21 protein-coding genes are annotated in these 23,159 nt (G+C 45.4%); 9 read left to right on the top strand and 12 right to left on the bottom strand.

Features of this window, described 5'->3' with window-relative positions:
* Window positions 1-43 precede the first annotated feature (43 nt).
* A complete protein-coding gene (gene trmB, locus CKK33_RS03500; protein ID WP_095702778.1) occupies window positions 44-691 on the top strand; it encodes a tRNA (guanosine(46)-N7)-methyltransferase TrmB in 648 nt (215 codons plus the stop codon).
* Window positions 692-699: 8 nt separating this feature from the next.
* Window positions 700-1,032, top strand: a complete 333-nt coding sequence (locus CKK33_RS03495; RefSeq protein WP_095702777.1) for an MGMT family protein — start codon at window positions 700-702, stop codon at window positions 1,030-1,032.
* Here CKK33_RS03495 and CKK33_RS03490 read toward each other — a convergent pair.
* Genes CKK33_RS03490 through CKK33_RS03480 form a run of 3 tightly spaced genes read right to left on the bottom strand, consistent with a single transcriptional unit; the run spans window position 1,013 to window position 3,039 of the window.
* On the bottom strand, window positions 1,013-1,384 hold the full coding sequence (locus CKK33_RS03490) for a hypothetical protein (RefSeq protein WP_095702776.1): 372 nt from the start codon (window positions 1,382-1,384) through the stop codon (window positions 1,013-1,015). The two genes, CKK33_RS03495 and CKK33_RS03490, sit on opposite strands and share 20 nt — an antisense overlap.
* Window positions 1,385-1,438: 54 nt before the next feature.
* The gene (locus CKK33_RS03485) at window positions 1,439-1,801 is read right to left on the bottom strand and encodes a VOC family protein (RefSeq protein WP_095702775.1); all 363 of its coding nucleotides are present in this window, start codon (window positions 1,799-1,801) and stop codon (window positions 1,439-1,441) included.
* On the bottom strand, window positions 1,801-3,039 hold the full coding sequence (locus CKK33_RS03480) for a hypothetical protein (RefSeq protein ID WP_095702774.1): 1,239 nt from the start codon (window positions 3,037-3,039) through the stop codon (window positions 1,801-1,803). Before CKK33_RS03480 ends, CKK33_RS03485 begins: the two co-directional genes overlap by 1 nt.
* A 76-nt stretch (window positions 3,040-3,115) precedes the next feature.
* Between CKK33_RS03480 and CKK33_RS03475 the strand changes: the two genes are divergently transcribed.
* The 7 genes from CKK33_RS03475 to CKK33_RS03445 all read left to right on the top strand — a co-directional run bounded on the left by CKK33_RS03475 (window position 3,116) and on the right by CKK33_RS03445 (window position 14,173).
* Entirely contained in the window at window positions 3,116-3,460 is a 345-nt protein-coding gene (locus CKK33_RS03475) for a carboxymuconolactone decarboxylase family protein (protein WP_095702773.1), read from the top strand.
* A gap of 165 nt (window positions 3,461-3,625) precedes the next feature.
* Window positions 3,626-4,198: a DNA-3-methyladenine glycosylase I gene (locus CKK33_RS03470; protein WP_198952435.1), complete on the top strand. Its 573-nt coding sequence runs from the start codon at window positions 3,626-3,628 to the stop codon at window positions 4,196-4,198.
* A gap of 160 nt (window positions 4,199-4,358) precedes the next feature.
* Window positions 4,359-7,169, top strand: a complete 2,811-nt coding sequence (polA, locus tag CKK33_RS03465) for a DNA polymerase I (protein ID WP_095702772.1) — start codon at window positions 4,359-4,361, stop codon at window positions 7,167-7,169.
* Between the two features lie 181 nt (window positions 7,170-7,350).
* Window positions 7,351-9,624 (top strand): Tex family protein, encoded by a 2,274-nt coding sequence (locus CKK33_RS03460; RefSeq protein WP_095702771.1) that lies wholly within the window; start codon window positions 7,351-7,353, stop codon window positions 9,622-9,624.
* Window positions 9,625-9,715: 91 nt separating this feature from the next.
* A complete protein-coding gene (gene pafA / locus CKK33_RS03455; RefSeq protein WP_095705733.1) occupies window positions 9,716-11,371 on the top strand; it encodes an alkaline phosphatase PafA in 1,656 nt (551 codons plus the stop codon).
* Window positions 11,372-11,495: 124 nt separating this feature from the next.
* The gene (locus tag CKK33_RS03450) at window positions 11,496-12,557 is read left to right on the top strand and encodes a ligase-associated DNA damage response exonuclease (RefSeq protein ID WP_095702770.1); all 1,062 of its coding nucleotides are present in this window, start codon (window positions 11,496-11,498) and stop codon (window positions 12,555-12,557) included.
* Window positions 12,557-14,173, top strand: a complete 1,617-nt coding sequence (locus CKK33_RS03445) for an ATP-dependent DNA ligase (protein ID WP_095702769.1) — start codon at window positions 12,557-12,559, stop codon at window positions 14,171-14,173. Before CKK33_RS03450 ends, CKK33_RS03445 begins: the two co-directional genes overlap by 1 nt.
* 2 nt (window positions 14,174-14,175) lie before the next feature.
* Here the strand turns inward: CKK33_RS03445 and CKK33_RS03440 are convergent, their stop codons facing one another.
* The 9 genes from CKK33_RS03440 to CKK33_RS03400 form a co-directional block, all read right to left on the bottom strand.
* Entirely contained in the window at window positions 14,176-15,273 is a 1,098-nt protein-coding gene (locus tag CKK33_RS03440) for an acyl-CoA dehydrogenase (protein WP_095702768.1), read from the bottom strand.
* Window positions 15,270-15,875: a nicotinamide riboside transporter PnuC gene (gene pnuC / locus CKK33_RS03435; protein ID WP_095702767.1), complete on the bottom strand. Its 606-nt coding sequence runs from the start codon at window positions 15,873-15,875 to the stop codon at window positions 15,270-15,272. Before pnuC ends, CKK33_RS03440 begins: the two co-directional genes overlap by 4 nt.
* A 1-nt stretch (window position 15,876) precedes the next feature.
* Window positions 15,877-18,321 carry a TonB-dependent receptor gene (locus CKK33_RS03430; RefSeq protein ID WP_369803529.1) on the bottom strand — a complete coding sequence of 815 codons (2,445 nt, stop codon included), beginning with the start codon at window positions 18,319-18,321 and terminating at the stop codon, window positions 15,877-15,879.
* Window positions 18,322-18,876: 555 nt separating this feature from the next.
* The gene (locus tag CKK33_RS03425) at window positions 18,877-19,899 is read right to left on the bottom strand and encodes a DUF3078 domain-containing protein (RefSeq protein ID WP_095702766.1); all 1,023 of its coding nucleotides are present in this window, start codon (window positions 19,897-19,899) and stop codon (window positions 18,877-18,879) included.
* A 43-nt stretch (window positions 19,900-19,942) separates the two neighbouring features.
* A complete protein-coding gene (locus CKK33_RS03420) occupies window positions 19,943-20,257 on the bottom strand; it encodes a hypothetical protein (protein ID WP_233138138.1) in 315 nt (104 codons plus the stop codon).
* Window positions 20,254-21,000 (bottom strand): hypothetical protein, encoded by a 747-nt coding sequence (locus CKK33_RS03415; RefSeq protein WP_095702764.1) that lies wholly within the window; start codon window positions 20,998-21,000, stop codon window positions 20,254-20,256. The genes CKK33_RS03420 and CKK33_RS03415 overlap by 4 nt, the downstream gene beginning before the upstream one ends.
* A gap of 60 nt (window positions 21,001-21,060) precedes the next feature.
* Window positions 21,061-21,891: a glucosaminidase domain-containing protein gene (locus tag CKK33_RS03410; protein ID WP_095702763.1), complete on the bottom strand. Its 831-nt coding sequence runs from the start codon at window positions 21,889-21,891 to the stop codon at window positions 21,061-21,063.
* A 48-nt stretch (window positions 21,892-21,939) separates the two neighbouring features.
* Window positions 21,940-22,503 carry a glycoside hydrolase family 73 protein gene (locus CKK33_RS03405; protein ID WP_095702762.1) on the bottom strand — a complete coding sequence of 188 codons (564 nt, stop codon included), beginning with the start codon at window positions 22,501-22,503 and terminating at the stop codon, window positions 21,940-21,942.
* 3 nt (window positions 22,504-22,506) lie between these two features.
* Window positions 22,507-23,148 (bottom strand): O-methyltransferase, encoded by a 642-nt coding sequence (locus tag CKK33_RS03400; RefSeq protein ID WP_095702761.1) that lies wholly within the window; start codon window positions 23,146-23,148, stop codon window positions 22,507-22,509.
* Between the last annotated feature and the right edge of the window lie 11 nt (window positions 23,149-23,159).

The following is a 23,159-nucleotide window of genomic DNA, read 5'->3' as shown; positions in this document are numbered from 1 at the left end:
GGCGCGTTTATCCCTCTCTGATTTTTTGTACTTTTGCAGCCTTATGGGAAAAGATAAGTTAAGGCGCTTTGCTGAGATAGAGACTTTTAGTAACGTGTTACAATTAGATGCCGGCAAACCATTAAAAGGTAATTGGTCGCAAGGTTTCTTTGAAAACGGCAACCCCGTGGTTTTAGAACTGGCCTGCGGAAAAGGCGAATACAGTGTAAACCTTGCTAAAATGTTTCCCGATAAGAATTTTATAGGTATTGATTATAAGGGTAACCGTATTTGGCGTGGTGCTAAAACCGCACTGGAAGAAGGGGTAAATAATGTAGGCTTTTTACGCATACAGATAGAAAACCTGCTGGACTATTTTGCTCCAGGAGAAGTTGACGAGATCTGGATCACCTTCCCCGACCCGCAACCACAGCTTAGCCGAGAAAAGAAGCGACTTACCTCTCCGCGTTTCCTGCAGAAATATAAAGAGCTGTTAAAGCCAGGTGGGTATGTAAACCTTAAGACAGACAATGATGGCTTGCATGCCTACACCGCCGAAAAAATTGCGGAGCTCGGTTTACACTTGCATATCCGTACAGAGGACCTATATCATTCCCCTTACGTGACCGAGGTATTAGCTATAAAAACTTATTATGAGAAAAAGTACCTGGCAGATAACAAAAACATTAACTATCTTAAATTCTCGTTTTAAGATAAGCAATGGCCGATTACAACTTTTTTGATAATGTGTACGACGTAGTACGCCAGGTACCCAGGGGAAGGGTTACTTCCTATGGCTCTGTGGCCGCGTACCTGGGTGCTAAGAGATCATCAAGGGTGGTAGGGTATGCCATGCAGGTAGCGGGGACAGCAAACCCTCCAGTACCTGCACATCGAGTTGTAAACCGGCACGGGTTGCTTACGGGCAAATTTCATTTCGGCGGTAATACGATGCAGCAGTTGCTGGAAATCGAAGGTATAGAGGTTGCCGATAACCAGGTACAAAACTTTAAAGCCGTGTTTTGGGATCCGGCTATAGAATTGGCGCTTTAATGCCATCTTTGCTTTTATCGTAATTGGTAAATACTACCACAATAAACCAAAATATGCCCACTCCAGCATAAAATCCTCTCGAACGCTCATCGTATTGCAGTATGGTGAACGATGCCACAACCATACCGGCGCTTAGCAACAGTTCTATAATGCCATGTACCTTTAAAGGAATAGCCCTAAATATGCCAAAACTATAGTTCGTGGCAACAGTAAGTACTAGTTGTACAACAGCCAGTGTGTAAATCTGCGCACCTGTATCGGTGGTCATATTAAACACTATGGGCGAAAGGAATAAAAAAATGATCAGAAAATAATCTATAATGCCATGCAGATTGGGAGATATCAGTTTCATTATTCGCGTTTTATTATGCGAAAAAACATAAACTGGGCCAACCAACCGGAATAGTTATATAAGTTGTAATAATTCCATGCGGTTGCCAAACGGATCAATAAAGGCAAAACGGCGCCTGCCCGGTATCACAGGTTCTTCAATAATTTCAATGCTGTTTTCCTGTAGCAATTGTCGCGCTGCATCAACATCCTCCACTTCAAAAGCAGTATGCCTTATACTGCGCGGCAGGGCCGGCTCAACGCCAATGTGTAACTGTACATTGCCGATGTTAAACCAATAACCTGCGGACGAAAACAGGTGATCCGGACGCTCTATCAATCCAAGGCCAACAATCTCAATATAAAACGCTTTCGCTTCTTCCAGTTTTTCCGGCGGTACGCAGATATGGAAATGGTCGACACGTGTAAAGGTGATCATTATTTAAATAAATAGTTGACGCCGCCGCTAACCGTAGCTACGCTTGCATCCCACGCACTGTAACTTGTTATAGCAGAAGGTAGCGAATAGCCTCCATAGATTTGTACATGCTTGTTAATCTGCACCCCGGCTTTAATGGGTATAGTAAAAACAAATCCTTCAAATTCCGGGAATTTATTCATTCGGGTAATATCTCCACGAAAATTTAATTCGTAAGCATATTTATTGTATGTATTAAGATTAAACCCTAAACCCGCGTTTAAGAATACTTTTAATTTATCTGTTGAATAAATATTGTACATCAATTGAGGGATAAAGCCGAGGTTCAGATATTTAAAGTCAAGGCTGTTCGACCTGTTTTCCTGAGGTATTTCTGTAATTGAAAAATGCTTTCCTGTGGCAGTCAACTCAAATCTTATGATTAGCTTTTCGGTTTGCTTATTTACTAAAAAATCTAAGCCGGCGGATACGATTGGCGTTACTGAACGCGCCGATGCACCATTTGAAAATGGAGCTACATCACCGCTAAACTTGAGCGTTGAAAACCCAACACCAGCCCCGGCAAAAAAACGTGTTGCACCGTTATTGATTATTACTTTTTTTGTTTTAGGATAACCATTAATTAACGCTACAATATTGGCCAGCTGATACTCATCATATTTAACGCTGGCAATTATATCCTGAAGCTTTTGGTTACCGGGCTGGTTAAGCATAGCCAGACCTATAAGCTGGCTCCTGAAAATATCTAAGTTTTTTATAGTTCCATTCTCATCAAGGTACACATACCTTTTCAGTGGTGTAATTTCTCCTGTGCTTCTGTTGCCTACATAGTAAACAGGTTTTATATTCGTGTTGTAGGTATAAAATATGAGTTTACTGCCGTTTACAACAATTTTAAGGAAGGCGGTATCAACACGGTAGGTAGTATCTACATCCCGCGGTAATTCGGCCAAGCTCTCCAGGCTTGTGCTTACCTTTACAATTGCTTTGGTGTAGTATTCAAATCCGTTTACTCCAAATCCGTTCGCGTTATTTAATGTTATATTCTGCGAAGGCGAATTTAAGGCCGGTTTAAAAATAACCTGTTTAGGGTTTTGGTCCCACTCGCGGTAGTTGATAAATCCTTTTACGGTATCATTTTGAGTAGTTAAGAAATAACCTGGCTTAAAATTACTTTGAGAAAATACACTCGTTATAAAAAGGAAGCTAAAAACAAACAAGGAGCTGAAAAATTTCATGTGAGCGTAAAGGTTGATTAAATTTTGCGCTAATTAACAAAAAAGAACCCATTTTAGAGACGCTAAAATAAATCTCATGGGACAACTGATAAACGACTTTGAAGCCTATCGTACAAAAATGAACGACAGGATAATGGAAACCGCCAACACCAACATAAAACGCTTTTTTGCGCTGGATGCCACCACTTACGCCGATGGTGCGCTGGATGTAAAAACCAAAGAAATGCTTGGCCTGGTAGCATCCATGGTGCTACGCTGCGACGACTGCATCAAATACCACCTTGGCAAATGCCACGAAGCCGGTGTAAACCACGATGAAATGAACGAGGTATTTATGATAGCTAACCTGGTGGGCGGCTCTATTGTTATTCCGCATTATCGCCGTGCCGTAGAATATTGGGATGAGTTAAACGATTTATAATCTTCACCATGTCATTGCGACCGATAGCGTGGACAACCGACCGAAGGGAGCTCATTGATACAAATATTCTTAAAGTATATACATCAATAATCTCAGTATGTCCACATGTCCTCTGATATTGCCACGTCGCTTCCCTCCTCACAATGACAACATTAATATTGAACTATGCCAACTGCCAACTCAAAACTGCCAACTGAACTTACCCGCTGCTTCTGGTGCGGTACCGACCCGCTGTATATGGAATACCATGATAAGGAATGGGGCAAAACCACTCATGACGATAAGGTTTTGTTTGAGTTTTTAACGCTTGAAGCGGCACAGGCAGGCCTTAGCTGGATAACCATCTTGCGCCGGAGGGAAAACTATGCCAAAGCCTTTGCCAATTTTGCTGTGAAAAAGGTAGCCGCCTTTACGGAGGCGGACAAAGAACGTTTGCTTAATGATGCAGGCATTATCCGTAACCGCTTAAAGATCGATTCGGCTATCCGTAACGCGCAATTATTTATAGATGTGCAGAAAGAGTTTGGCTCCTTTAATAATTACCTGTACAGCTTTATGCCCAACGAGAAACCCATCACGGCTTACCATGGTCCGTTGGTAAGTACTGCAGAGTCTGATGCCATTAGTAAGGATATGAAAAAGCGGGGTTTTAAGTTTTTCGGCACTACAATATGTTATGCCTTTATGCAGGCGGTGGGTATGGTGAATGATCATGTGCCGGAGTGCTCTTTCAGATAGAAGATTTCACCGACTTGAAAATGATTTCACCGATTAGTTACTCATCAACCATAAATCGTATTTTTGAAAACATAGTAATCTGAACAATCGCATTGAGTTAGGTGCCATGACACTGCAATCGGTGACATCGCATCAATAATCAGTGTAATCATCAATAAATATGAAGAAGCTCTTCCTTTTAGATGGTATGGCCCTGATATACCGGGCTCATTTTGCATTAAGTAAAAGTCCGCGCTTTACATCGGGTGGTTTAAACACCTCTGCGGTAATGGGTTTTACCAATACCCTGCTTGATGTGCTTAAAAAGGAGAAGCCAACCCACATGGCGGTGGTATTTGACACTGATGCCCCAACCGAGCGCCATACCGATTACGAACATTACAAAGCCCATCGCGAGGCTATGCCCGAGGACCTGTCTAAGGCACTGCCCTATATTTTTAAAGTAGTGCTTGGGTTCAACATACCACTCATCACATCAGATGGCTACGAGGCTGATGACATTATCGGTACCCTTGCTAAAAAGGCTGAAAAGAAAGGTTATCAGGTATATTGCATGACCCCCGATAAGGATTTTGCACAACTGGTGTCTGAAAACATCAAGATTTACAAACCAGCCCGCATGGGTAATGATATGGAGATCTTGGGTGTTGAAGAGGTTTGCAAAAAGTGGGAAGTGGAACATGTTGAACAGGTGATTGATATATTGGGCCTTTGGGGTGATGCGGTGGACAATATCCCCGGCATCCCGGGCATTGGCGAAAAAACAGCCAAGGCGCTTATTAAACAGTATGGCTCCATGGAAAACATTATTGCCCACAGCCACGAGTTAAAGGGCAAAATGAGGGAGAATGTGGAGAAATATGCCGAGCAGGGCTTGCTTTCCAAAAAACTGGCTACAATTCTGTTAGATGTTCCGGTTGAACTGGATGAGGCCGGTTTGGAGATGTGCGCGCCAAGTAAAGACTTGCTGGAGCCGCTATTTGCCGAGTTGGAGTTCCGTACGCTGGGCCGAAGGGTATTCGGCGATGATTTCAGCATCACCGAAACACGGGCGGTGACTGTACAAACCGATCTTTTTGGTAACCCGGTTGCAGGCGGCCGTACCACACTTACGGTTGATGTTGAGGATATTTATGAGCCACCCGCTCCGGTAGAGATCAAGAATATCAATACCATTGAGCACGAGTATATCCTGGCAGATACTTTTGAAAAACGCGCGGAACTGATCAGCGTATTAAAAGCGCAAAAACACATTTGCTTTGATACGGAAACTACAGGTACTGATGCTAACTTTTGCGAATTGGTGGGCTTGTCGTTTGCTGTTAAGCATCACCACGGCTGGTATGTACCTGTCCCTGCCGATGAAGCAGAGGCAAAGAAGATAGTAGCGGAGTTTAAACCTGTCTTTGAGGATCCTGCCATCGGTAAAACAGGCCAAAACCTGAAATTCGACATCCTGATGTTGAAGTGGTACGATGTGGAAATGAAAGGCGACTTGTTTGATACCATGATGGCGCATTATGTGATCGACCCGGATACCCGCCACAACATGGATATCCTTTCTGAAAACTACTTAAACTATAAACCTGTTTCTATCACCGAGCTCATTGGCCCTAAAGGTAAAAACCAGGGCAACATGCGCGATGTAGAGATAGAGAAAATAAAAGATTACGCAGCAGAAGATGCTGACGTAACCCTGCAGCTTCGCACTGTTTTTGAGCCCAAAATAAAAGAAGTAGAGGCAGAGAAATTACTGCACGAGATAGAGAATCCGCTGATATATGTATTGGCCGATATTGAACACGAAGGCGTTCGAATAGATAACGATACGCTGCGTGAGTTTTCCAAAGAACTGGAAACCGATATAGCCAAACTGGAAAAAACAGTTTATGAAAAGGCCGGCGTGCGTTTTAACATTGCATCGCCAAAGCAATTAGGCGAGGTGTTGTTTGAAAAGCTAATGCTCGACCCTAAAGCTAAAAAAACCAAAACCGGCCAGTACCAAACCGGCGAGGATGTGTTGATGGCGTTGGCTGCCAAGAGCGACATTGTGCGTGATATACTGGATTTTCGCCAGTTGCAGAAACTAAAATCTACCTACGTAGATGCCCTGCCAACCATGGTGAATGTCAAAACAGGTCGTGTACATACCTCATATAACCAGGCGGTAGCGGCAACGGGCCGTTTAAGTTCAACCAACCCTAACCTGCAGAATATCCCTATCCGTACAGAGCGCGGCCGTGAAGTGCGCAAAGCGTTTATTCCAAGGGATGAAAACCACATCATCGTTTCGGCGGATTATTCGCAGATCGAGTTGCGCATCATCGCCGAGATAAGTAAAGACCCCAACATGTGCCAGGCCTTTATTGATAATGTTGACATCCATACCGCTACTGCTGCCAAAGTTTATGGCGTGGCTTTAGGGGAAGTGGATGGTACACAGCGCCGCAATGCAAAGGCGGTTAACTTCGGTATCATTTACGGGCAGTCAGCATTCGGGCTATCACAAAACCTGGGCATACCACGCAAAGAAGCTGCAGATATTATAGAGCAATATTTTGCACAGTACCCGGGCATTAAGCAATACATGAGCGATACCATGAACTTTGCCCGCGAGAACGGTTATGTGACTACGCTGATGGGCCGCCGCCGTTATCTGCGCGATATCAATTCGGCCAACGCAACCGTGCGCGGCTTTGCCGAGCGAAATGCCATCAACGCGCCTATACAGGGTTCAGCTGCGGATATGATCAAGATTGCCATGATCAACATTCACCGTGAAATGAAAGCCAAAAACCTGCAGTCAAAAATGACCATGCAGGTGCATGACGAGTTGGTGTTTGATGTAGTGAAAAGCGAGCTCGACATTATCAAACCGATCATCACCGAGAACATGAAGAACGCCATCAAAACAGAGGTGCCGATTATGGTTGAGATAGGCACGGGATCAAATTGGCTGGAAGCGCATTAATATATTGTAATCGAAAAATAATCCTTTAAGGCAGAGTTCATGACAGCTCTGCCTTAATTTTTCAATTGCTTTTCTTCTCAATTACCCTCAACTTCGCAATCCTGTTATTTTTGAATTGCCTCAGTGAATTACAAAATCAACATCGGAGCAATCCTTAAATAATCGGTGAAATCACACAACCATGGAATACAATATTAAAATAGCACAGGAACTTTCTGTTGGCAGCAAACAGGTGGCGGCAACTATTGCCCTGCTTGATGAAGGCGCAACCGTTCCCTTTATATCGCGTTACCGAAAAGAGCTTACCGGCAGTTTAGATGAGGTGCAGGTAGCCGCCATCCGCGACCGTGTACAACAACTGCGCGACCTGGATAAACGCCGCGAAGCTATCCTGAAATCGTTAAGTGATATGGGTAAGTTAACAGACGATCTGCAGCAGCAGGTCAACGCGGCTGAAACCATGGTAGCCTTAGAGGATATTTACCTGCCTTACCGCCCAAAGCGCAAAACCCGCGCGACTGCAGCCCGCGAAAAGGGCTTGCAGCCCTTAGCAGATGCCATTCTTGCGCAAAAAACTTTTGACGTAGACGGCGAAGCGGCCAAATACATCGGCGAAGAAAAAGGAGTGAAAGACACTGCTGAGGCGTTAGCCGGTGCTCGTGATATCATAGCCGAATACATTAGTGAAAATGCCGAAACCCGTGCTATGATGCGCCAGTTATTTACCGAAAAAGGCGTATTTGAGTCGAAGGTTATTCCCGGCAAGGAGGAAACAGGCATTAAATATAAAGACTATTTCGACTGGACAGAGCCGGTTAAATCCGCGCCATCGCACCGCGTGCTGGCCATGCGCCGCGGCGAAAAGGAAGAAATACTGTGGTTGGATATCAAACCGGCCGAAGAGGATGCCATTGACCTGTTAGAGCGCGAGTTTATCACTGCTAACAACGCAGCAGCTGCGCAAATGAAACTGGCTATTGCTGATGGCTATAAGCGCTTGCTCAAGCCATCGATGGAAACTGAGATACGCCTGCTCACTAAAAAGAACGCGGATGAAGAAGCCATCCGCGTATTTGCGGAGAATGCTCGTCAGCTGTTGTTAAGTGCCCCGCTTGGGCAGAAACGCATGATGGCTATCGACCCCGGGTTCCGTACGGGTTGCAAAGTGGTTTGCCTGGATGAGCAGGGTAAGCTGTTAGAGTATACCGCCATTTTTCCGCATACCGGAGTCGGCCAGGCACGCGAAGCAGAAAAGACAATTGAGCACCTGTTTAAAAAATACGATATAGAAGCTATTGCCATTGGTAATGGTACTGCAGGCCGCGAAACAGAGGTTTTTGTTCGTAAGCTAAACCTACCGGGTACTACCATTGTGATGGTAAACGAGAGCGGCGCATCCATCTACTCGGCATCTGAAGTGGCCCGTGAAGAATTCCCGGACCAAGATGTTACCGTGCGGGGTGCGGTGTCGATCGGTCGCCGTTTGATGGACCCGCTTGCGGAATTGGTTAAGATAGACCCAAAATCTATCGGTGTTGGCCAATACCAGCACGATGTAGACCAGAATAAACTGCAAACATCGCTGGATGATACCGTTATCAGTTGTGTGAACGCCGTAGGTGTTGAATTGAACACGGCATCAAAACAAATACTGTCATATATATCAGGACTTGGTCCGCAACTGGCACAGAATATTGTGGACTATCGTAACCAGAACGGTGCCTTTAAGCAGCGTAGCCAATTGAAGAAAGTGGCGCGCCTTGGCGATAAAGCCTTTGAGCAGGCAGCCGGTTTCCTTCGCATCCGTGGAGCGGAGAACCCGCTTGACGAAAGTGCCGTTCACCCGGAGCGTTATGCCCTGGTAGAACAAATGGCTGCCGACCTGAAATGCAGCGTCCGCGATCTGATGCGTGATCAAAAGCTGCGTGCTTCCATCCCATTGCAGAAATATATTTCTGATACCGTGGGCTTACCAACCCTTAACGATATTATGGCCGAGCTGGCCAAGCCTGGTCGCGACCCGCGTGAGCAATTTGAGGCGTTTAGCTTTACCGAAGGTGTTAATGCCATTAGCGATCTTAAAGTAGGGATGAAACTGCCCGGCATCGTCACTAACATTACCAACTTTGGAGCTTTTGTGGATATAGGCGTTCACCAGGATGGTTTGGTGCATTTGAGCCAGATCACCAATCGTTTCATCAAAGACCCCAACGAGGTCCTGAAAGTTCATCAGCGCGTGGAAGTAACCGTTACCGAAGTTGATGTTAACCGTAAGCGTATTTCGTTAAGTATGAAGGAAACGGAGAAGCGCGAGCAGGCTGCAAATAGTAATAATCGCCCTAAAGAAAACCGCCCTGCCGGTAAGAATTTTAACACGAGGCCTCAGCAAAAAGCCGAACCTGAAACAGATATGGCCTTAAAGCTTGCCGCCTTAAAAGGGAAATTTAAGCTGTAATAGCTGGTTATGTAACGGCTTTATAACATAAATATCACATTGTTTACATATGTAAAGTATGATATTTGCCCTTTATTACAGCAAACGTATCATGAAGAGATCTTTTCTGCTTTCATTGAGTTTTGCGGCTGTGGTATTTACCGCATCCGCCCAGAATAAAAAATTTACCGCGGCTCAGGCTGCTCTGCCTCGTCCTAAGTTGGTAGTGGGTGTAGTGGTTGACCAAATGCGCTGGGATTATTTGTACCGGTATTATGATCGCTACCAAACCGGCGGCTTTAAACGCCTGCTTAACGAAGGTTTTACCTGCGAAAATACACTGATCCCATATATACCTACGGTAACAGCCGCCGGGCATACATGTATTTACACCGGGTCAGTACCATCTATTCATGGTATTGCCGGGAACGATTTTATTATACAGGCTACCGGCAAAACCATCTATTGCACAGATGACAGCACCGTTACCGCGGTTGGCAGTACCTCAAAAGCGGGTAAAATGTCACCCCGTAATTTGCTGGCCAGCACGGTTACCGATGAGCTTAAGCTGGCAACCAATTTCCGCTCAAAAGTTATTGGTATAGCGTTGAAAGACCGTGGCGGGATATTACCTGCCGGGCACGCCGCAAATGCTGCTTACTGGTTTGATGATGCTACTGGCAACTGGATAAGCAGCACTTATTACATGACCGACCTGCCTGCCTGGGTAAAATCCTTTAATGCCGGCAAGCCTGCGGAAAAGTACCTGAACCAGGATTGGAACACTTTGTATCCCGTTAATAGCTACGTACAAAGCGCGCCGGATAACAGCCCTGCGTATGAAGGAAAGTTCAGCGGAACGGATGCTCCCGTTTTTCCTATTAAAACCTCCACGCTGTATAAGGGCAATGTGGGCATGATTCGTTCTACACCTTTCGGTAACAGTTTAACGCTCGACCTTGCCCGTGCCGCGGTTGAAGGTGAAAAGCTTGGTACCAATACCGTTACAGATTTCCTGGCGGTTAGCTTGTCATCTACCGATTATGTAGGCCACCAGTTTGGCCCTAATTCGGTAGAGGCTGAGGACACTTACCTGCGTTTAGACAAAGACCTGGCCGCGTTTTTTACCTACCTTGATGGTAAACTGGGTAAAGGTAATTATACTGTTTTCCTAACTGCCGATCATGGCGCGGCGCACAATGCTACATTCCTGCAAGATCATCGCATACCCGGCGGTATCTGGAATGATGGTGTGGCCCTGACCAGCCTTAACAAAGTATTGGAAGAAAAATACAACTTAAAAAGGGCCGTGTTGAGCTTTAATAACTACCAGGTTAACTTTAATTATGCCGAGATAAGAAAGCAGAAAGTAAGCGAAGAAGCACTGAAGTTTGATTGCATACAATACCTGATGACACAGCCTGCAATAGCTTACGCGGTAGATATGCAGCGTGTGCAGGAAGCCAACATACCATCAGCACTGCGTGAGCGCATACAAAATGGCTATAGCCCCGAACATAGCGGCACTATACAAATTGTGTTGAAGCCCGGCTGGTACAGCGGCCATGGCCAAACAGGTACAACCCACGGCACCTGGAACCCTTATGACGCGCACATACCATTGGTATTTATGGGTTGGGGTATAAAACATGGCAGCCTTACCCGCGAAACCCATATGACCGATATTGCCCCTACCGTTGCAGAATTGCTGCATATACAGGCGCCGAGCGGCAATATAGGCACCGCTATTGGCGAAGTGCTGAAATAGAATTCACTATAAATTTATACAAAACGGGCCGCTGATGCAGTGGCCCGTTTTGTATAAAAATGCTTGTTATCGGCAGGATATATCCTGTTTAAAACTTATTCAATTCCTGTAGGTTATCTAAACTATGGCCAAACCATTGCTGGAATTTACAGACAGAGGCATTTATTGTGAGCAGGGTAGGTTTTATATCGACCCTTGGAAGCCGGTAGATGATGCCGTGATTACCCATGCCCATGCAGATCATGCTTATTTTGGGCATAAAAACTATTTGGCACATCATCTCTCACGAGAGGTGATGTTATATCGCCTGGGCGACATCAATCTGCAAACCATTGGTTATGGCGAAACAGTTGTAAAAAATGGCGTACAAATATCCCTACACCCGGCGGGGCACGTGATTGGTTCGGCGCAGATCCGTATAGAATATAAAGGGCAGGTGTGGGTGGTTTCCGGCGATTATAAGACTGAAGATGATGGCATATCCACACCTTTTGAACCGGTAAAGTGCCATCATTTTATTTCCGAATGTACTTTTGGGATGCCGGTGTACACCTGGAAGCCGCAGCAGCAATTATTCAGGGATATTAATAACTGGTGGCAAACCAATAAGGAAAATGGTGTCGCCACCATCATTGTCGGTTACTCGCTGGGTAAAGCGCAGCGTATATTACAAAACCTCGATCTGGATATTGGAAAAGTATACACCCATGGTGTTATCGAGAATACGAACGAAGCGTTAAGGCGCAATGGCGTTGTGTTAAACTCCACAGAGCGTATTACACAAGCTTCGGTAAAAGAAGATGTGCGTAAAGGGATTATACTGGCGCCGCCATCGGCAGTTGGTACGCCATGGATGCGCAAGTTTGGGCCTTATAGTTTTGGTTATTGCAGCGGGTGGATGGCCCTGCGGGGGGCAAAGCGCAGGCGCGCTGCTGATAGAGGTTTCATCATGTCTGACCATGCCGATTGGGATGGCCTGGTTAGTGCCATTGATGCCACCGGCTGCGAATGCGTATATCTTACGCATGGCTACACCGCTTCTTTTACACGTTACCTCAACGAGATCGGTTTTAACGCCCGGGAAGTACATACCCTTTACGGCGGAGAGGAAGAGGACGCTACCATTACCGAAAAGGAGGAGAAGGAAGAAACAGCGGAACTAACTGATAGAAAGGAGATGGTTTAATGAAAGCATTTGCACAACTTTTTCTTTCTCTGGACGAAACCAACAAAACCAACGAAAAGGTAAAGGTTTTAAAGAATTACTTTGCTACTGTGCCGGATACAGATAAAATGCACATGCTGGCTCTTTTTACCGGCCGCAGGCCCAAACGCCAGATCAATGCTACGCTCATCAGGCATTGGGCTATTGAGGCATCAAATATCCCGGCCTGGCTGTTTGAGGAAAGCTATCATGTAGTTGGTGACCTGGCCGAAACCATGTCATTACTGATGCCGGAAAATGAAAGCAGCAGCAGTAAAACCTTAACCGAATGGATTGCCGAGATCAATGCCCTGGCGGATAAGACCGAGGCGGAGAAGAAGGACTGGCTGTTGACCTCATGGGCTATGCTGGATAGCCAGGAGCGGTTTGTATTTAACAAATTACTTACCGGCAGTTTCCGTATAGGCGTATCACAAAACCTGGTGGTAAAAGCACTGGCCGATGTCACAGGTATTGAGGCACCGGCATTAACCCATCGCATTATGGGTAAATGGATGCCTGAGAATTACACGTTTGACCAACTGGTGCAGGAGCAAACCGCTTCGGACGATATTTCGAGGCCCTACCCGTTTTTCCTGGCATATCCCATACAGGAAACATCAGAAAGACAAAAATCAGCGGCCGATGTTGAAGCCTCGCTTGGCGACGCGGAGCAATGGCAGGCAGAGTGGAAATGGGATGGTATACGTGCTCAGATGATCAAGCGCGGCGGAGAAATATTTATATGGAGCCGTGGCGAAGATCTGGCTACCGAAAAATTTCCTGAATTGCATTCCTTTCTACAGGCCTTACCCGATGGTACAGTGCTTGACGGAGAGATATTGAGTTTCAGGGATGGAAAACCGCTGCCTTTTAATGTATTGCAAACCCGTATAGGCCGAAAAAATCTAAGTAAGAAAATTTTAACCGATAGCCCTGTCGCTACCATTGTTTATGATTGCCTGGAATATGAGGGCGAAGACATACGTAGCAAAACACAGGCTGAGCGTCGGAGTTTGTTAGAGGGGCTTCAAGGTAATTCTGCTTATCAGGAAGTGTTCAGGTTATCTACCCTGATAGATTTTAATAGTTGGGAGAAGCTTGAGAGCATAAGGGAGCAATCAAGAGCGATGATAGCGGAAGGTATTATGCTTAAGCGCAAAAGCGCCACCTACCAGGTAGGCAGGCGCCGGGGCGACTGGTGGAAATGGAAGATAGACCCGCTATCGGTAGATGCGGTAATGATATACGCCCAAAAAGGCCACGGCCGCCGTGCCGACCTGTATACGGATTACACCTTTGCTGTGTGGGATGGAGATAAACTGGTGCCTTTTGCCAAAGCTTATTCAGGCCTTACTGATGCGGAAATCAATAAAGTTGATTACTTTGTTAAGCGCAACACGCTCGAAAAATTTGGTCCGGTACGTACGGTTAAGCCTGAGCTGGTATTTGAAATAGGTTTCGAAGGCATCAACAGGTCAACAAGGCATAAATCGGGCATAGCGCTTCGTTTCCCACGGATACTACGCTGGCGGCATGACAAGCCTAAAGAGGAAGCAGATACCCTGGAAAGCTTGAAAGCGTTTTTAGAAGATTAACGTTACAGTTCGAGAAAGGTAAGGAGGGAATGCTGGCTTGCGGTATGTATATCGCGCCAAACACGGTTAATTTCCGTATCTGGCGATGCGGCGAGTAAGCCGCAGTAAGGGTAAAGCTCATCAACCGTTTCGCGGGCAATGCGGGCCAGTACGCGGCTGGCGCTGCTTACGGCTTTTAAATAATCTTTATTCTCTATATCTCCCCATGAAAGGTTAACGGCCTCATGAAAAACCAACCGGGCGTCGTTTAACAAATTAACGGCGTATTGCCTTTCCTCCATCATTAGATCGGCGTTCTTTGAACTTACCCGGCGCAGGTTAGTGGCCTTATAAGCAAAGGCATCGCCGCAAAGATCTGTAAAGTTAACCGCCATGCCAGATAGGTTTGCCGCGAGCGTAGCTTCTGCCAGTTGCAAAAAAGGATAATGGTATAGTCGATCTTTAACAACCGCCGACTGTGGCGCAATCTCAAAGCAACGGTCTTCAGGCACATAAATGTTCTCAATTTTATATGCGTCGCTGCCCGTTGCGATCATTCCTACGTACTTCCATCCGGGTTGTAGTTGCACGTCGGCCCTGTCGATGATAAACGACCGGATAAGCGGCATCCCTTCTTTTAAGAGTTCATTCCCACTTTTATCCATTATGCGGCAGTTAATGGTAATATAAGTGGCGTGGTGCACACCGCTGGCATACTTCCAGCTGCCATTAATGATATAGCCATCTTTGTGTCTTTTAGCTGTACCAGTATCGGCGCCGCTGCCAGCTAAACATACTTCTTTGTCTGCGAATATGCCGGGGGCAATAGCCGGTGAAATATAGCCGCCAAAAAAGCCCGCTCCACTGCAAAGGGTAACCACCCATCCCAGACTACCATCGGCCCAGCTTAAGGCCTCTTCTGTCCTGATAATTTCGGGTAAGCTCTTTTGCAACCCGCCATATATTTGCGGGGCTAAAAGATTAAACCATTCCTGCTCGTAGATCAGTTCGAGCTGTTTGGGGTGCAGGCGGCCTGATTGTTCTGCTTCGCCGGCGTATTTTCTGATGGTTTCAACCCACGCAGGCAGCAATATCTCTGATGGATGGTGAATTTGGCTCATGCTTTACCTTCTTTTGCTATTTTGCGCCAGTCGAGATATCCGAAAATGGCTACAATAAATAAAAACGCCGTTAACACCGCGAACATCGCCAGGTTTTTATGAAACAGCAGCGGAACAGCAAACAGGTTACTTACATTAAGCAGTAGCCAATTCTCTACCTTTCGGCGGGCCAGCAGCCACATACCCGCCCAGGCTGTTGATGATACCCAGGCATCCCATAGCGGAACAGTTGATGGTGTAAATCTGGCCAGCAGCCAATAAAGTATTCCCCAGCCCGCAAAAACGATCAATAAAGTAATTACCCATTCCCGACGTGTGGCAAAGCTAACTTTTACAGGCGTCAGGCGCCGCTTTTTTACCCAGTGATACCATCCGTAAACGCTCATTACCACATAATATACGTTCAACAAACTTTCGGCAAAAAGATGTACATTTAGTAAAAGATAAACTGAAATTAAAGTGGAGGCTATACCTGTGGGGTATAGCCACACTTTATTGGCTCGTGCCAGCAGTACCTCGGCAACACTTAACAACACAGCCAGCCACTCCAACAGCGAAGTGGCCCTAACCTGTTCAATAAATAGGTGTGCCCAGCTTTGCATGTTAAAAGCTTATAGTTACCGATGACATGAAGTTGCGCTTAGCCTGCGCGAAAAAGTAGTTGTAATTGACTACCTGGCCACCTTCAATATCAGGGTACGTAGCGCCGTTTGCTTCGTACTCCCTATTGAAAATGTTATTCACCTGTAAGCCTATAGCAATGTTCTTTACATGCTTAACCGCGAAATTATAGCGCAAACGCACATCGCTAACGTAATAACCCTTTAACATCCTGTCGCGTACAAACCGGTTGTTACCTGTTGCCGGAAAGCCCGCCGGGTTAGTGTTCATGGTATTATCCAGGAATTGCTGGCTGATGTATTTGTTAAGCAAGGCGATCTCGCCACCTTTAACGGGGCTGTAAGCTATCTCACCCGAAGCAATGAACGAAGGCGAGTAAGCGATATCTGTTTTAGGCAGGTATATAGGCACCAATGTATTGTCATTGGTATTGCTTAAATATTGGGTATAGTTATCTATTTTATTGGTACTCAAAGTAGCTGTTGCCCCTATGCTTAATTGTTTAGTGGCCTGCACTTTGCCGTCAAACTCAATACCTGCACGGTAACTCCTGTCTACGTTTACGCGGGTGGGCGACCCAACATCATTAAGCGCGCCGGTCAGGATCAGCTGGTTTTTATACAGCATGTAAAAAAGGTTGATGCCACCTTTAAATACATCGCCTGACGTGCGATATCCGGCCTCGAAATCATGCAGTGTCTCGGGCTTAGGACGGCTTGCCGGTGTAGAGTTGGTATAATCATCGCGGTTGGGTTCGTGATTACCTACCGCGTAAGAGAAGTAAACGTTGTTATTTTCATTAAACAGATAAGTAATACCAGCTTTGGGGTTAAAGAAGTTTAAGGTAGCGTCCTGTTGCACATTGTTCAGGTTGCGGTCAAAACCGAGGAAGGAGTAATAAATGCGGCGGTATTGCATATCCGCATTCAGGATCACCTGGCCTAAGCGCCATTCAGCACGGGTAAAAATATTAAAGTCATTCTTCTTTGCATCATCCCGGTAGTACTGGTAATTAGGCGGGATGCCCGCGCTTTGCTCTGTATAAATAATATTCCCGTAGTGCGCTCCCTTATATTGGTTGTATGCACCGCCAAGCGTAAAATTAAGATTGCTTTGCGGGTTATACTTTAGGGCGTAGGTTACGCCATAAAAATAATTATCCAGCCAGCGGCGGCGTGCCAGATCAGTGGTTTTTATAGTGTCGGTACCATAATGTACCGGTGTTAAACCGTAATCAGTAACGGCCGCTCCGGCTTTGTATTCTTCATAATAACCTTTACCTCGGGTGTAATGTAAAGCCCCGCTGAATGATAACTTGTCCGATACCTTTTGGTCATATAATAACTGGTAATGGTTTTGCAGGTAATCATCTACCTGGTCGCGGTAGCGCTGGCCGTTTGGCATCAGGCCGAGCTCATTGTAGGTGCGGTGATTGGGCAACGAGTTATCGCTGATAATATAATCAGGTATACCATTCCATGCCTGGAAAGTACGCTCCTTGCCTGAAAATATATTAGCCCGTAGCGTACTGTTTTTACCGTAATAAGCACCGCTTACAAAGTACGATTTAAGGTCTGATGAGGCGGCATCAATGTATCCGTCAGAGGTGATCTGCGAAAGGCGGCCATCTACAGAAAACTTACCTCCCAATAAACCCGTACCCAGGTTAATGGTATTTTTAAAGGTGTTATAAGAACCAGCCGAGCTGCTGATGTCGGCATAGCCGGTATCGCGGCGGGTAGTGGTTTGTATGTTGATACTGCCCCCAAAAGCACCTGCGCCATTGGTTGATGTACCTACCCCACGCTGCACCTGTATATTGTTGATAGATGAGGCGATGTCAGGCAGGTCTACAAAGTACGAGCCCTGGCTTTCCGAATCGTTATAAGGGATGCCATTGATGGTTACGTTAATGCGTGTAGCATCGCTCCCGCGGATGCGGATACCGGTATAACCCACGCCCGCTCCGGCATCTGATGTGGTAACCACAGACGGGGTTTGGTTAAGCAGATAAGGCAGATCCTGCCCGAAGTTGTTTTTCTGGATGTCTTTTTTGCTCAGGTTGGTAAACGCCGTTGGTGACGTTTTATTGGCGCGTGTAGCGGTTACGGTTACTTCTTCGGTAGTAAATAAATTACTGGTAAGTGTGAAATTTACTGTTTGGTTAGCATTAACTGTGATGCTACGTGTTACCGGCGTAAAACCAACGTAACTGGCTTTTACCGTGTAAGTGCCTGCGGATAAACCGGTAAGACTGTACGCGCCGCGATTATTGGTTTGCGCGCTTACATCAGGATTAGTGATGGAAACGGTAGCTCCGGCCAAAACCTGGCCGGATTGATCGGTGATTTTTCCGCTGATGGAAAACTGGGCTGATGCAACAACGGGCAACAGCAGGGCCATAATGGCCATGAATAGGTTTTTCAAGATTTTATGAACAATAACGAGTTAAACTTGCTGCGCGCCAGGGTAAAGCCGCAGTATACTTAACTATTTACCTCTCCCTACGCCGGCATTACCCGGATCAGGTGTCGCCCCCCGGCCCCCTAAAGGGGGAGCAGAATAACCCTAAGTCGACTTTAGAGTTTTATTGCTCCCATTCAGAGTTCCGGGGGATCATGGGTATGATCTCAGCCTGTCTTTCAGTTTGATTTTACTCAAAGCAAGGCACCCCTTGAGAATTTTATTGCGCAAATATAGCTTTTGATTTTTTAAATGCAAGTTCTCCGTCTCATGAATGAGACGGTAATGAAGGAAGCCGTTCATTCAAGCTTGTTATCCGTCCCATGAATGGGACGGCAATGATAGAAAGAAGAAATCATTGCCGGATGATATTTGAACAAGAGACATGTTGTACATACCTGTTACCCGTCCCATGTATGGGACGGCAATGATTAAAAAGACAAAATCATTGCCGTTGGCTTCAGCCAACGGAATAAGGAAGGGCAAGTAAGCGCTTTAGCGCAAACTGCTGACTAAAGATCAGGGGAATTTATACAACACACCCAGTGCCAACCCTTCGGTGCCCTGAATATCGTTTATGCCGGTGTTTTTATCAAACAGGAGTGTGCCGTTTAATGATACATTTACCAAGCGGTTTACCTTGGCCGCCAGCACTGCGTCTAAACGGTGGCGGGTATAACTTAAAGGTTGCCCGTAAGGTACAAACATTTCATAACGGGCGTTAAGGTGCATGTTTTTGGCAATATCCTTATCCAATATGGCTACTGCCTGAAAGGCGATATCCGTACGGGTGGTTCTGCCTCTTTTTACGCCAAAGGCGTCGGTTTGTCCGGGTGCGAAAATGGCATCGTCCAGCACAAAGGTCTGGCGGGCGGTACCAGTACCCAAGCGCAGGTCAAAATACGAAGCAGGTTTATACTCAAAACCGATAGATTCTGTTAAGTAACCCGGCGCCATAAAATTTGAGATCAACGTTGGTGGCAGTACATTATTAGGGTCGTAAGTGTAGCCTTTATCAAATTGCGATTCAAAGCTTAACGCGCCAAAGAAAAACCAGTGTTTGGCCATTTGCGTGGCCAGTTTATTATCCCAAAAAATACGGTCGTTGGTTTTTCGTGAGCCTAAACCTTTGCTTTTTGATTTACCGTATTGCAGGTTGAGTTCCGATACATAGCTGAAAGGTGCCTTATTGTATTCGGTATGATAAATAAAATTCGAGCCGATTGCTATTGAAGATACACCACCCGCTGAATAATTATTTGTAAACGCAGACTGGTTAAAGTTTAAGCCGAAAGTGATGGATTTACGCCAGTAACTTACTTTATAATCCAGCATGGTTACCGGTATAAGTTCCTGCCTTATTTGTAAGGGCGCCGGTGGCACAGGGATAGCATTTCTCCTGGAATTTATCCGGTATTTATTCAGTAAAGCCGTGTCAATTTTTACAGTGTCCTTTTTAAGGGTGTCGGTGGTTTGCCCGTAAGCCGTTGCACTGTAGATGAGTGCCAGCAGGAAGATAAGCTTAATACCCGTTTTAAACATGTACACAAATAAAAAGTAAAAATCTGTTATTTCATCGTATTAATTAAAAATAGGTCATGAAGCGGTACCATTTACGCGTAGCGAGATAATTCATATCCGCCTCATGGTCATATGCTTCTTTCTCAAACACAATATTCCGGTAAGCCGGATAATGTGCTCTATAGCGCAACATGTTAATAACGTAATTTAACAGGTAAAGTATATAAAAAGGAAGGATAAGTAACTCGGCCTGCTGCCGGAGATGGATGCGCTCGTGGTTAATGAGTATGGCATCGGCTTTAAATGCAGCATTTTTCACCAGGATAAATGGAAATAAAGCCATCCCGGCTACGCGCATGTATGGGAATACGATGATCAATTGTTGTCTACTTTAACCTTTGGCAGTGCCGGAAGCTCATGCGCTTTTGAATGCCGCAGATAACGCTTAAGGTTCGTGCGGATGTAAGCGATAAACTCATAATCGCCGGCGGTTGTTACGAGGTAGTAGCCCGGACGGTATTTCTGCATAAAATCGGTAAGACGTGGTTCTTCCAGATGGGTAACGCCCTGTACAAACGTTTTATTAAACCGGTAGTCAATCACTTTTTGCTTTTGTTCGTCGTCAATTATCCCTCTTAACTTTTCAGCATTACGGCCGCTTTTGCTGAATAAATTATATAAAGCATCAATACCGAGGCCCACGCCGCCATTACCCATATTAAGCAGATCGGGATTACTGGATGGACTATAAATTTTAGCGTATTCGCGCTTAGTGTTGACTAATTGCTGCTCGGGTGTAAGATTTTTTCCCTTGATGGTTACTTCTTTTAATTGTATAGCCACCGGCTTTAAATATATAGCCAAAGGCGTGTAACTGGAAATGCTTACGGTATCACTAAAGTGATCGGGTTTTGAAAATACGAGCTGATCGCCAATTTTGGCGGTTATGCTAAATTCACCCTTGAGGTCATTATAAGCGGTTTTGCCGCTGTTGAGGTTGGTAATATTAACTTTGGCTATGCGCTCGCTGCTATTCTTGTCAAATACTATCCCAGTTACCGGCGCTTGGGCAAACGCGGAACAGCAGGATACCAATAAAAAAAGTGTAAGCCAAAACTTCATTACAGAGTTTAAAGTTATGGCTTTGCAGCGGGGTAATTTATACTTTAACAATCTTTAACACTATTTCACTACAACCAGCTTCTGGCCAATTTTAATACCGTTATCAGGCAGTTTATTCAGCTCACGCAAGTCGTCAACGGTGATACCAAAACGCCTGGAAATGCTGTATAGTGTATCGCCCTGTTTAACGGTGTAAATTTTATCATCAGGCGGGGTTTTGGTGATGCTATCCTGCTGGGGCGTATTTACTTTCTGGTTTATTTCGCCCAATACGCGGTCCTCGCGTTTAATTTTGGCTATCTCTCCTTCCGGGCGGTCATACTGGTCAAGCTGGTATTTGGTGATGAGGTTAATAAGCAGCTGCGGGTATTTGGGGTTGGTTGCATAGCCGCACGCCTTAAGGCCGTAAGCCCAGCCGTTATAATCGTTCCTGTCCAGCTCAAAGAGGCGGGCATAGTTCTTTTTCTTCAAAAACTCGGAGTGGTCGCGAAATGATTCTTCGGGGTTAGCGTAAACCCTGAAGCAGTCGTTCTCGTTATCATCGTTCTTGTAATAACTTTCGCCAGTCCAGGTGCTGCCACATTTGATGCCGAAATGGTTGTTGGCGAATTTTGCCAGGTCGCTATTCCCTGCACCGCTTTCAAATAACCCCTGTGCAAGGGTAATGCTGGCAGGTATACCATAGGTGTTCATTTCCTGTATGGCAATGTCCTTAAAACGTTCGATATACTCAAGGGAAGTAAGGTCTTTATGGGCAGCAATGCTTGCGCGGTTAAGCTTTTGTATGGCCTTGTTGTTTTTGCGTGCTTTGCTGCTGCTGATAGTGCCTTTTTTGGCCGCGCAGGAAGTAACGAAGAATGCAGCAATTAATAGGATGACCAGTTTACGCATGAGTTAGCTTATAGATGAGCCAAACCTAAGGTTTAAAAATCAATAATATTAATTGTTGCTGGCCAGTTCGGGTTTTTTAGCAGAGGCGGTATCTTTGACGGCTTCTTCACTGTCAAACTCATTAAGGCCGTAGTGTTTAATGATGCCCATTACCTGTGCAGCCCATTTTTTACTGCTGCAGTAACCGCTGCGTTGGATGCCTTTTGCCCAGCCTTTATAATCATACTGGGTAAACTTGTCGGCCAGATGACTAAACTGCTTACGCTCTGTCATGATGCGGGCAAAATCTTTGAATGAATCCAATACACTGTCGTACTTTTTGTATGATGTACGCACCTTTTTGTTGCCTTTATAGTACACCGCGCCGCCGCCGCCTTTTACACCAAATTGGTTGTTTAAATTTTTAGCTATAGCGCTTTTACCGCTTCCGCTTTCATGCATAGCCACTCCCAGGATAATACTGGCAGGAACGCCGGTTTCATGCATAATGCGAATGGCATTATCTTTGAACTTATCGATATAAGATTGTGAAGCGCTTTGAGCCGAAACGGCTGATGTTGATGCAATTAATGCTGAAACTGAAAGAAGAGCAATAATTAAGAGTTTCTTCATAATTTACTTTTTTCTGATGAGCAACAGTCCGTCGCGTACAGGTAGTATGAGTTTTTCAACCTGTGTGTTAACAGCTATTTGTTCATTTAGTTTGCGAAAGCTTTCAGTGTCGGCGTCTTTTTGGTTGCCGTCATACACTTTTCCCTTCCACAAAACATTATCAATTATTATCAACCCTCCGGGCCTTACTTTATTAATTACTAACTCAAAGTAATTAAAATTATTTCTTTTATCCGCATCAATAAACACGATGTCGAAATCATTTTCCTGTAAATCAGCTATTACGGCCTCTGCGGGGCCAATATGTAGCTTGATTTTTTTATCCACATTTGTTGATTCAAAGTGTGAATTAAGCATTTCCTCATATTCTGCATTCACCTCAATGGTGTGCAAAATGCCACCCTCAACCAATCCCTCGGCCAGGCAAATGGCAGAGTAACCGGTAAAAGTTCCTATTTCTAAAATAAGTTTAGGCTGCATCATTTTACTGAGCATGCTCAGTACCCGGCCCTGATAATGTCCTGATAGCATGTTAGCTTTTAGCATCTTCAGATGGGTGTCCCGGTTTATCTTTTGCAACCCTAACGGCTCTGGGTCGCAATGGTTATCAAGGTAGCCTTGCAGGGCCGCGTCAAGAATTTCCATGGCGGCAAAGG

It is taken from the genome of Mucilaginibacter sp. MD40 (genome assembly GCF_002288635.1).
In the GTDB taxonomy this organism is placed as follows: Bacteria; Bacteroidota; Bacteroidia; order Sphingobacteriales; family Sphingobacteriaceae; genus Mucilaginibacter.
This window is presented reverse-complemented; position numbering and strand designations above follow the sequence as displayed.

Excerpts from the sequence above, each read along its gene's own strand:
- CKK33_RS03495 (WP_095702777.1), top strand. The coding sequence starts at position 700 with ATGGCCGATTACAACTTTTTTGATAATGTGTACGACGTAGTACGCCAG.
- CKK33_RS03445 (WP_095702769.1), top strand. The coding sequence starts at position 12,557 with ATGAAAGCATTTGCACAACTTTTTCTTTCTCTGGACGAAACCAACAAA.
- CKK33_RS03460 (WP_095702771.1), top strand. The coding sequence starts at position 7,351 with ATGGAATACAATATTAAAATAGCACAGGAACTTTCTGTTGGCAGCAAA.
- CKK33_RS03415 (WP_095702764.1), bottom strand. The coding sequence starts at position 21,000 with ATGAAGTTTTGGCTTACACTTTTTTTATTGGTATCCTGCTGTTCCGCG.
- pafA (WP_095705733.1), top strand. The coding sequence starts at position 9,716 with ATGAAGAGATCTTTTCTGCTTTCATTGAGTTTTGCGGCTGTGGTATTT.
- CKK33_RS03490 (WP_095702776.1), bottom strand. The coding sequence starts at position 1,384 with ATGAAACTGATATCTCCCAATCTGCATGGCATTATAGATTATTTTCTG.
- CKK33_RS03440 (WP_095702768.1), bottom strand. The coding sequence starts at position 15,273 with ATGAGCCAAATTCACCATCCATCAGAGATATTGCTGCCTGCGTGGGTT.
- CKK33_RS03410 (WP_095702763.1), bottom strand. The coding sequence starts at position 21,891 with ATGCGTAAACTGGTCATCCTATTAATTGCTGCATTCTTCGTTACTTCC.
- CKK33_RS03405 (WP_095702762.1), bottom strand. The coding sequence starts at position 22,503 with ATGAAGAAACTCTTAATTATTGCTCTTCTTTCAGTTTCAGCATTAATT.
- pnuC (WP_095702767.1), bottom strand. The coding sequence starts at position 15,875 with ATGCAAAGCTGGGCACACCTATTTATTGAACAGGTTAGGGCCACTTCG.
- CKK33_RS03450 (WP_095702770.1), top strand. The coding sequence starts at position 11,496 with ATGGCCAAACCATTGCTGGAATTTACAGACAGAGGCATTTATTGTGAG.
- polA (WP_095702772.1), top strand. The coding sequence starts at position 4,359 with ATGAAGAAGCTCTTCCTTTTAGATGGTATGGCCCTGATATACCGGGCT.
- CKK33_RS03425 (WP_095702766.1), bottom strand. The coding sequence starts at position 19,899 with ATGTTTAAAACGGGTATTAAGCTTATCTTCCTGCTGGCACTCATCTAC.
- CKK33_RS03470 (WP_198952435.1), top strand. The coding sequence starts at position 3,626 with ATGCCAACTGCCAACTCAAAACTGCCAACTGAACTTACCCGCTGCTTC.
- trmB (WP_095702778.1), top strand. The coding sequence starts at position 44 with ATGGGAAAAGATAAGTTAAGGCGCTTTGCTGAGATAGAGACTTTTAGT.
- CKK33_RS03400 (WP_095702761.1), bottom strand. The coding sequence starts at position 23,148 with ATGGAAATTCTTGACGCGGCCCTGCAAGGCTACCTTGATAACCATTGC.
- CKK33_RS03480 (WP_095702774.1), bottom strand. The coding sequence starts at position 3,039 with ATGAAATTTTTCAGCTCCTTGTTTGTTTTTAGCTTCCTTTTTATAACG.
- CKK33_RS03485 (WP_095702775.1), bottom strand. The coding sequence starts at position 1,801 with ATGATCACCTTTACACGTGTCGACCATTTCCATATCTGCGTACCGCCG.
- CKK33_RS03475 (WP_095702773.1), top strand. The coding sequence starts at position 3,116 with ATGGGACAACTGATAAACGACTTTGAAGCCTATCGTACAAAAATGAAC.